8 protein-coding genes are annotated in these 9,622 nt (G+C 62.6%); 4 read left to right on the top strand and 4 right to left on the bottom strand.

What is annotated here, in order from left to right; translation table 11 throughout:
* Window positions 1-124: 124 nt before the first annotated feature.
* Genes FSO04_RS24845 through FSO04_RS24835 form a run of 3 tightly spaced genes read right to left on the bottom strand, consistent with a single transcriptional unit; the run spans window position 125 to window position 1,326 of the window.
* Window positions 125-367 carry a hypothetical protein gene (locus FSO04_RS24845; RefSeq protein WP_154563415.1) on the bottom strand — a complete coding sequence of 81 codons (243 nt, stop codon included), beginning with the start codon at window positions 365-367 and terminating at the stop codon, window positions 125-127.
* A 33-nt stretch (window positions 368-400) separates the two neighbouring features.
* Window positions 401-1,114 (bottom strand): LysR family transcriptional regulator, encoded by a 714-nt coding sequence (locus tag FSO04_RS24840; RefSeq protein WP_233464971.1) that lies wholly within the window; start codon window positions 1,112-1,114, stop codon window positions 401-403.
* A 29-nt stretch (window positions 1,115-1,143) separates the two neighbouring features.
* Window positions 1,144-1,326, bottom strand: coding sequence for a hypothetical protein (locus FSO04_RS24835; protein WP_154563413.1), 183 nt, complete (start codon window positions 1,324-1,326; stop codon window positions 1,144-1,146).
* Window positions 1,327-1,593: 267 nt separating this feature from the next.
* Here FSO04_RS24835 and FSO04_RS24830 point away from each other — a divergent pair, with 267 nt between their 5' ends.
* The gene (locus tag FSO04_RS24830) at window positions 1,594-2,688 is read left to right on the top strand and encodes an AI-2E family transporter (protein ID WP_154563411.1); all 1,095 of its coding nucleotides are present in this window, start codon (window positions 1,594-1,596) and stop codon (window positions 2,686-2,688) included.
* Window positions 2,689-2,698: 10 nt separating this feature from the next.
* Here FSO04_RS24830 and FSO04_RS24825 read toward each other — a convergent pair whose 3' ends face one another.
* Window positions 2,699-3,472, bottom strand: a complete 774-nt coding sequence (locus FSO04_RS24825; protein WP_154563409.1) for a TetR/AcrR family transcriptional regulator — start codon at window positions 3,470-3,472, stop codon at window positions 2,699-2,701.
* A 366-nt stretch (window positions 3,473-3,838) separates the two neighbouring features.
* On the opposite strand from FSO04_RS24825, the gene FSO04_RS24820 reads away from it, so the two are divergent.
* Genes FSO04_RS24820 through FSO04_RS24810 form a run of 3 tightly spaced genes read left to right on the top strand, consistent with a single transcriptional unit; the run spans window position 3,839 to window position 9,611 of the window.
* Window positions 3,839-4,978: an efflux RND transporter periplasmic adaptor subunit gene (locus FSO04_RS24820; protein ID WP_154563452.1), complete on the top strand. Its 1,140-nt coding sequence runs from the start codon at window positions 3,839-3,841 to the stop codon at window positions 4,976-4,978.
* Window positions 4,975-8,145: an efflux RND transporter permease subunit gene (locus tag FSO04_RS24815; protein WP_154563407.1), complete on the top strand. Its 3,171-nt coding sequence runs from the start codon at window positions 4,975-4,977 to the stop codon at window positions 8,143-8,145. Before FSO04_RS24820 ends, FSO04_RS24815 begins: the two co-directional genes overlap by 4 nt.
* A gap of 2 nt (window positions 8,146-8,147) precedes the next feature.
* Complete coding sequence (locus FSO04_RS24810; protein ID WP_154563405.1) at window positions 8,148-9,611, top strand: efflux transporter outer membrane subunit; 1,464 nt, start codon at window positions 8,148-8,150, stop codon at window positions 9,609-9,611.
* Window positions 9,612-9,622 lie beyond the last annotated feature (11 nt).

Raw genomic sequence — 9,622 nt, 5'->3', positions numbered from 1 at the left:
CGCTATCTCGCGTACCGACTTGTTCTGGCGGTGGAACATCCGCCGCACCTTGCCAATCATCGTCATCGGGATCATCCCCAAACACCCTGCCAGAAAAACTAGCAGGATAGGTTGATTGCCCGGCTCAATTTTCAGTCGGCGCGATCCCTACATGTGGCTGAATTTTCGGTCGGCGTAAACAATCGTAGGCGCGGATCTGGCCTTGAGCCACCACTTGTTGAAGACTGGAAAGGAGGCTTCTTGCCTCAGACATCGACAATCCGGAGTCAGCCGGGGTCGCTCCTTCGAGCGGGCGCTGAAACCTCGCCAACGGCACATTCTCGTCGGCACCATCCCGCTGCAGGTAAATCGTCCAGTGCATATCCATCCGTCACCTCGCTGAACGGGTGTCGAAGGTAGCTTAGGGCAAAACGCCGCGCTCCCCCACTTTTCGTCCACTCCCTGGATTGTTCGACGTGATCTCGTAGTTGATCGGCACGGCAACGTTTTCCCGCTCCGTTCGAAACGTCACGATCGGGTTGTGCATTGAAGGAGGCACGGTGACGAACATATGGTGCACAAGATCCATTGGATGCCGGGGTCGAAATCGCGTTCTCAGATAAGTCTCCGTTGTGACGATAACCAGAGGCAGGCGCTGGAGAAGCCGGGTCACGGCCAGATCCGTCGCGAGCATGAAAGGCAGGACGATACCAAGATCGTAGCCGTCGGCTGTCAGATCAACTGGCCGCTCGGTGAGCGTGACATCCAGCGCGATCCTCGGATGCTTGCGTTTGAACGATGCAACCAGTGGTGCGAGCCATGTCAGCGTGGCAGTCGTATGGGCGACCAACCGAAGTACGCCGGCTGGCACGCGGCCATGATTCGCGGCGTCGGCTTCCAGGCAGTCGAGATCGTCGAGGATGCGGCAACACCCGTCGTAAAAGCGCTCCGCAACCTCTGTCAGCGAAAACTGGCGGGTGGAGCGATGGAACAGGCGGGAGCTCAGGCGGTCTTCCAAAGAAGCGATCGCGCGAGAGACCGCCGACGGCGATATGCCCAAAATTTCCCCCGCACGCCTAAAGTTTTTGACCTCGACGATAGTGCGAAACAGACGCAAGCTTTCGATGTATTCCATTGGGACGTCCTGTCTGAGCCGGCAACGGCTCAGTGCGTCTGCTGGTTGCTGTTTCCAACCAGGCGCTCGAGCTCGAGCAGGGCGTCGCCGAGCGCGTCGATCGCGCCATTGGCTGTTGTGGCTGTCGCGGCACTGCGCAATGCATGCTGCACGATGTCGTGCACGGCATGGGGTTTCGGTTGCACGCCTTGAGGTCTGGATTGTTGCGCCATAGGAGATCCTGCGAAAAATTTAACTTGCGTCCCACGAACGGTCTGGCCGTCGCCGACGTTCGGCGTCAGGCATTTGTGGCATTAAACTCATAACTGATGAAAATGTCAACTAATGCATGTGAAGCATACGCAACACGCCAGACGGAACAAGCCGCCTCGAGAGGTTCAATGTCAGTCGTTAGAAATGTTCAGTGTTGACCAAATAAGCAAAAGTGATAACAATGTCATTAATGGTGCGGGCCGACCGGCCCGCACCGCGACATCCCAATGCGGGCATCCTCAATTTATTCACCATACGTTGCACTCGTGACTTTGCACCATCGCCACGCCTTGCTATGGGGCGCGGTCGTCTTGACGGCTGGCGTCCTGCTTTGGATCTTGCGCCCGGTCCTTACGCCGTTCCTGCTCGGCGGGCTCATCGCATATGTCCTTCAACCGGGCGTGGAGTGCCTGGTGCGCCATCGCACGCCCCGCGGTCTTGCCGCGCTCCTGATGATGCTTCTGTCCGGTGTGATGGCCACGCTGCTCGTTTTGCTCGTGTTTGCCGTGATCCATCAGGAGGGGCCTCAACTGATCGTGCGGATTCCTGCTCTGGCAGCGGCCCTTAACGCGTGGTTACAACCCAAACTGGCCTTGCTGGGCCTAAGCTATTCATTCGATTTGAGCCATGTCCGCGAGATGTTGACGACGGACCTCAAGGTGAGCGAACAGGCCATTGCAGTGGCTGCGTGGCAGTCACTGCGCACGAGCGGCAACATGATGGTTACTGTCGTGGGCAACATCGTGCTGGTGCCGCTTGTCCTGTTCTATCTGCTTTATGACAGGCATGAGGCATTTGCTCGCCTTGAAAGCTTCGTGCCGCGACCCTGGCTGGGCAAAACGCGAAAGTTCCTGACAGACATAGACCAGATGCTGTCGCAATACCTGCGCGGCCAACTGCTCGTAATGGGGGCGCTCGCTACGTTTTATCCAATCGCTTTGACGGTCGCGGGCTTCGAGATCGCGTTGCCCGTCGGTCTCTTTACCGGGCTCGCCGTGTTCATTCCGTACATCGGATTCGCGACCGGACTGGCGCTCGCGCTTCTTGCCGCGCTGCTGCAATTCGGTAGCTGGTATGGCGTTGGCGCGGTGGTGGTCGTGTACGGCATCGGCCAGATTCTCGAAAGTTTCATTCTCACGCCACGCCTCGTCGGCGAGCGCATTGGCCTGCACCCGCTCGCTGTGATTTTCGGCTTGCTCGCATTCGACCAGCTTTTCGGTTTCTTTGGAGTCCTGCTCGCGCTTCCAGCCAGCGCGATTCTGGCTGCGGGCCTGCGCGCACTCCGTGGCCGCTATCTGGCGAGCGATTTTTACGGGGGGTAGCAGGGATGGGTCAGGGGGCGCGCGATTTTGCCCTGCAAACCCTGGTTTCCAATCTGCCCGTGGGTAACGGCAGGTGCGCGATTCTTTCTGCCTCTGCGCGTTTGAGTCCAAGCACCTGCAGCACGACCGCCGCCACCCGTTCCGCGAAGTTCTGTTCGCCGACGCCTGACGCTTTTTGCCGCCGGACCGTCGGCGTCACCGATACGGCAAAGTGCAACTCGGCGGCGATCGCCGCGAAGATGATGCCCGTGACCGACACAACGCACATCAAGTGGTCAGGGACGACAAAGCGCTTCGCAGAAATGCCTCTTTGGCTGTCGCGCAGCAATCGTTGGCCGAGCCCCCAGCCCAGCGCATGCGCCGAAAATCCCTCGCGGATCAGAAGCCGTCCCCATACCGGTTCACGGCGTGCGCGCATCAGCGTGTGGCGCACTGAGACGGCGACTATTTCGGCCGGGTCGGACAGGTCGCAGGCGAGTTGGTCGAGCGTATCGGCGAATTCCTCGAACACCCATTCGACGAGCGCCGTGAAGATGCCTTCCTTCGACCCGAAGTGGTTGTAGAACGAGCCGAAACCGACGTCGGCGGCCTCGGTAATGTCGTTGATAGCCACCGAATCCATTCCTCTTTCCGCCATCAGCCTCAGTGCGGCGTCGAGCAGGCGGGCGCGGGTTTCGCGCTTGCGGCGGGCGCCGCGCGGTTGGCGCCCTTCGACCGCTTGGGCCGGGCCGCTCAAGGTCTGCGCGCGCTGCCGGTTTGCACGGGGGTTCGGGATATCAGGCATCTCGGCTCCAGGTCTTGGTATCGTCATATTTTAGAATTACGCGTCATGGTTGACAATATAATCATGTATGGGTCTAATGTCACCTTCGCCGGAGAATCGGCGGCTGCGTAGACGAAATGAGAAGCGACGGTATCCACCCGCGTGCGATGAAGAAGTATGAAGAAGTATGAAGAGTTGCAAGCGGTTCGTATCAGAAGGGGCAAGTAGGAATGCTAAGTTAAAGGCGCACAGGATTGTCCTTGGCGCATCGAGCAAGAGCATGCCGCCGGACGCACCGTGTCTTCCTATGCCTCGCCTATTTTTTATTGCTGGACCATCACCTGCCTTGTAAACATCGTGAAACTATCCGGTCTTAACGCGCGGACATTGGCGCGTCCCTTCCTTTCTTCCATCGCCCGCCCACCATTCAGAGGGCGTCTGCTCGTTGCGGCTTGTGGGGCGATTCTGCTCTCGGCCTGCCACCGCGGTGAAGTCGCGCCTCCGGAACCCAAACCGGTTGTCGCGCTCGCCGTTCATCCCGACGCAAGCACGCCGACTGCCTCATTGCCGGCTCAAGTGGAGGCGCGCTACTCCACACCGCTGTCGTTCCGCGTGGGCGGCAAGGTTATCGAGCGAAAGGTTCATCTGGGCGACACCGTCAAGGCGGGGCAAATCGTGGCGCTGCTCGACCCTACCGATCTGCGCAACAACCTCGTTAACGCCCGCGCGCAGCTGGATGCTGCCGAACATCGTCTCGTGTACGCGAAGCAGCAGCTCGATCGCGACCAGGCCCAGATCCAGGCGCATCTGATTGCACCGGCGCAGATGGAACAGACCGAAGACGCTTACGCCACGGCGCTTGCGCAGCGTGACTCGGAACTCGCGCAAATGGCGCTCGCCACCGATCACCTGCGTTACGCCACGCTGACCGCGGATCACGACGGAGTCATCAAGTCGGAAGATGCGGATACCGGCCAGAACGTTCAGGCGGATCAGGCGGTTTATCACATCGACTGGACGGGCAGCGTGGACATTGTCTGCGACGCGCCGGAGCAGGCGCTTGGCGCGTTGACCGTCGGCAGCAAGGCGCGCGTGAGCCTGTCCGCGCTGCCCGGCAAAAGCTTCGAGGCGAGCGTGCGCGAGGTATCGCCCGCGGCCGACCCGCAAAGCCGCACGTGGCGCGTGAAGCTCACGCTAGCCGCGCCGGGCGAGGACGTGCGCGTCGGCATGACGGCCAATGTCGCGTTCGATGCCACCAGCGACCCGGCGCAGGCGGCGCCGTTCTCGCTGCCTGTAACGGCGCTCTTCCACAAGGGCGAGAACCCTGCTGTATGGGTGGTGCGCGCCGGTAGCGACACCCTCGAACTGCGCACGGTCAGCATCGTGCGCTACGGCGAGCGGACCGTTTCCGTCGTTGGCGGACTCCACGCCGGCGACCGTGTCGTGATGCAAGGCGTTCACGCGGTGAGCGCGAACCAGCACGTGCAGGTCGTGGCACCGCTGCATCCGGAGGACTTTTCGTCATGAACGCCCGCGACCGTGAAGCCGCGCACGACAGCGCGCCCGTCATCCCGCCTAGCGCCGAGGCACCCAGCGAAGGCGGTTTCAATCTGTCCGCGTGGGCGTTGCGCCATCAGCAGCTCGTCATCTTTCTGATCGGGCTTGCGACGCTGTTCGGCGTGATCGGCTATACGAAGCTTGCACAGTCGGAAGACCCGCCGTTCACGTTCCGTACCATGGTGGTCAAGACCTACTGGCCGGGCGCGACCGCCCGCGAGGTACAGGAACAGATCACGGACCGGATCGGCCGTCAGTTGCAGGCCGCGCCGTACGTCGACAACATCAAGAGCTACTCGCGGCCCGGCGAGTCGATGATTTTCTTCGCCATGAAGGACTCGGCGCCGGTCAAGGAGGTCCCCGAGACCTGGTACCAGGTGCGCAAGAAAGTGGGCGACATCGCCGCGACACTGCCCAGGGGAACGGTTGGACCGTTCTTCAACGACGAGTTCGGCGACGTCTACACGAACATTTATGCGCTCGAAGGCGACGGCTATACGCCCGCGCAACTGCACGACTACGCGGATCAGTTGCGCACGGTGCTGCTGCATGTGCCGGGTGTCGCCAAGGTCGACTACTTTGGCGACCCGGACCAGCACGTCTTCATCGAAATATCGAATGCGCAACTGACCCGGCTTGCCATCACGCCGCAGCAGCTCGCGCAGGCCATCGACGCACAGAACTCCGTAGCGCCGGTCGGCACCATCACCACGGCGGACGACCGGGTCTTCGTGCGCCCGAGCGGCGCGTTCAAGGACGTGCAGGCGCTTGCGGACACACTCCTTACCGTGAACAGGCGCACGTTCCGGCTCGGCGACATCGCAAAGATCACGCGTGGCTACGACGATCCGCCCGTCACCGAGATGCGTGTCGGCGGGCAGGCGGTGCTGGGTATTGGCGTGACGATGCAAAAGGGCGGCGACGTGGTCAGCCTCGGCAAGGCACTCGACGCCAAGGCCACCGAACTGCAGGCTAGCCTGCCGGCAGGGCTTAAGCTCGCTTCGGTATCGAGCATGCCGCATGCCGTCAAGCATTCGGTGGACGAGTTCGTCCGGTCGGTGGGTGAAGCGGTAGCGATCGTGCTGGTCGTGAGCCTTGTTTCACTCGGCCTGCGTACCGGCATGGTCGTCGTGATCTCCATTCCGATCGTGCTCGCCGTGACCGCGTTATGCATGCATGTATTCAATATCGGGCTGGACAAGGTCTCGCTCGGCACGCTGGTGCTCGCGCTGGGCTTGCTTGTCGACGACGCGATCATTGCCGTCGAAATGATGGCCGTGAAGCTGGAGCAGGGCTGGAGCCGCATGCGCGCCGCGGCCTTCGCGTATTCGAGCACGGCCTTTCCTATGCTGACGGGCACCCTCGTCACGGTTTCCGGTTTCCTGCCGATTGCGCTCGCGAAATCGAGCACGGGAGAATACACACGCTCGATTTTCGAAGTGTCGGCCATTGCGCTGATCGTGTCGTGGTTCGCGGCAGTCGTGCTCGTTCCGTTGCTGGGTTTTCACATGCTGCCCGAGCGTAAAGGCCACGCCGGCGGCCACCATCACGGGCACGACGTTTACAACACCGGCTTCTATCAGCGCCTTTCGGGTTGGGTATCGTGGTGTATCGAGCGTCGTTGGGCCGTGCTTGGCGTCACCGCAGTGCTTTTCGTGATCGCGATGGCAGCGTTCACGCGCGTGCCGCAGCAGTTTTTTCCGAACTCGGAACGGCCCGAACTGCTCGTCGACCTGCGGCTGCCGGAAGGCGCTTCGTTCGAGGCGACACTGCGGGAAACGAAGCGTCTTGAAACGGCGCTCAACGGCAAGCGGGAAATCGACCACTTCGTCGACTTCGTGGGCACCGGCGCGCCGCGCTTCTATTTGCCGCTCGATCAGCAATTGCAGCAGCCCAACTTCGCGCAATTCGTGATCACCGCAAAGAGTGTCGAAGATCGCGACGAGTTGATGCACTGGCTCGATGCCAGACTCGAGAAGGATTTCTCCGGCGTACGGGCGCGCGTGGCGCGGCTTGAGAACGGTCCGCCGGTGGGTTTCCCGATCAAGTTCCGGGTGAGCGGCAGCGATATCGCGACCGTGCGCTCCATTGCCCAAACGGTAGCCGACAAGGTCCGTGCCGATTCCCGCACGCGCAACGTCCAGTTCGATTGGGACGAGCCGGCGGAACGGTCGATCTCGTTCGAAGTCGATCAGAATCGGGCGCGCCAGCTCGGTGTCACGTCGGAGGACGTATCGAACTTCCTGGCCATGACGCTCTCGGGCTACACGGTCACGCAGTTCCGTGAGCGAGACAAGCTGATCAACGTCGATCTGCGTGCGCCGAAGGGCGAGCGCGTCGATCCCTCAAAGCTCACCAGCCTCGCGGTGCCGACTCCGAACGGCCCGGTTCCGCTGGGTTCCCTCGGACACATCAAGGACACGCTCGAATACGGCGTGATCTGGCAGCGCGACCGGCAGCCGACGATCACGGTACAGGCCGACATTCGGGGCGACGCGCAGGGTATCGACGTGACCCGCGATATCGAGCACGCGCTTGCCGGCGAGCAGGCCAGATTGCCGGTGGGTTATCGCATCGAAGTGGGCGGCGCGGTTGAAGAAAGCGTGAAAGGCCAGACCTCGATCAACGCCGAGATGCCGCTCATGATCATCGCCGTTCTGACCTTGCTCATGATCCAGCTGAAGAGCTTCTTGCGGACCTTTATCGTCGTGTTGACCGCACCGCTCGGGCTGATCGGCGTCGTGGCTGCGCTGCTGCTGTTCGGCAAGCCCTTCGGCTTTGTCGCGTTGCTGGGCGTGATCGCGATGTTCGGCATCATCATGCGCAACTCCGTGATCCTGGTCGACCAGATCGACCAGGACATCGCGGCGGGGCATGGGCGCTTCGACGCGATTATCGGTGCGACCGTGCGGCGCTTCCGCCCGATCATGCTGACGGCCGCCGCCGCCGTGCTCGCCCTGATTCCGCTTCTGCGCTCGGCGTTCTTCGGGCCCATGGCGACCGCGTTGATGGGCGGGATCACGATCGCCACTTTACTGACGGTGTTCTTCCTGCCGGCTCTCTATGCGACGTGCTTCAGGGTCCGGCGTGACGAGCGCGGGATGCAGCCGGTCGTCGTCGAGCACACGGAGATTTGAAGATGAAGTTTGCCCATAAGACATCCGTTGTCGCCGTCGCCATGGCGCTCGCGCTAACGGCCTGCTCGTTCGGCCCCAGCGGCGAACCTCCGGCGATGCCTTCGCCGGTCCATTACGGCGCACAGGCGCAGCCGTCCCGGACGGTGGCGGCAAATGGCGTCGCCCAGCAGTTCGATATCGGCTCGACGGCGGTACCGCAATGGTGGCGGCTGTACCGGTCCGACGCGCTCGATGCGCTGGTCGAGGAAGGTCTGCGCAACAGCCCGACGCTTGCGGCGACGCAGCGCACGCTTTCGGCCGCGCAGCAGGAATTGCGCGCGCAGGTCGGTTCGTCCACGCTGCCTTCGATCGACGGGGCCGCCCAGGTCGAGCGGGCGCGCTCACCGGTCGTGCCCGGCGTGGGTCCCACCGAGGTGCGGTACAACTTTTTCGCCGGGCAGATTCAGGCGCACTACACCTTCGACCTTTTCGGTGCGACGCGCTACGCCAACGCGGCGGCTGCCGCCCGTGTGAACGTGCAGGGCTATGAACTCGAAGCGGCCCGGTGTGCGCTCGCCGCGAACATCGTCGGCGCGGCGATCAATGTGGCGGCGCTCGATCGTCAGATCGCTCTCACCGAACGGCTCGTTGCCGTGGCGAGCGAAACGGCGAATGAGGACCAGCAACGGTACACGCTCGGATCGCTCTCGCACGTGCAGGCGCTGAACTCGAAGGACGACGCGGAGTCGATTGCGGCCAGTCTGCCACCCTTGCGGCAGCAGCGCGCCACAGCCATCCACGCGCTGGCGGTGCTGATGGGCCGTACGCCGGACGACGCACCGGTGGTTCCCGATCTCGACAGCCTGTCTTTGCCCGACCACGTGCCGGTCGCCGTGCCATCGGATCTTTTGCGTTCGCGCCCTGACATTCTGGCGGCCGACGCCGCGGTGAAGGCGGCCGCGGCCGACGTCGGCGCCGCGACCGCGCAACTCTTTCCGAGCCTGTCATTGACGGCCTCGATGGGCCGCGGCGGCTTTAGCTGGCCGACGCTGCTCTCTGGCGCGGGCGGACTGTGGGCGATCGGGGCGGGCCTGTCGCAACCGATCTTCCATGGCGGGGCGCTGTTCGCGCAACGCAGGGCCTCGATCGATACCTACGATGCCGCGGTTCTGCACTACAAGTCGACGGTTCTGTCGGCATTCCAGGATGTGGCGGATTCGCTTGCCGCGCTGGATAACGACGCGCAGTCGCTGGCGTCTAGCGAACGAGCCGCGCAGGCGGCCCGTGCGGCCTTCGACGAAACCGCGTCGCGCGCCCGTCTCGGCTCGTTGCCGTCCACGGCGCAGCATGCCAGCGAGCAGCGATTTCTCACTGCGCAACTGGGCGCCGTGCGTGCCGGAAGCCAGCGCATGACCGATACCGTCGCACTGTTCCAGGCGATGGGCGAATTGCCGTCCGCCCAGCAGCACGTTACGTCAAAAGAGTGACGTCGCCCCGC

The organism is Paraburkholderia madseniana (assembly GCF_009690905.1).
Lineage (GTDB): Bacteria > Pseudomonadota > Gammaproteobacteria > Burkholderiales > Burkholderiaceae > Paraburkholderia > Paraburkholderia madseniana.
Note: the sequence above shows the minus strand (reverse complement) of the source record. Positions and strands in the feature narration are given on the sequence as shown.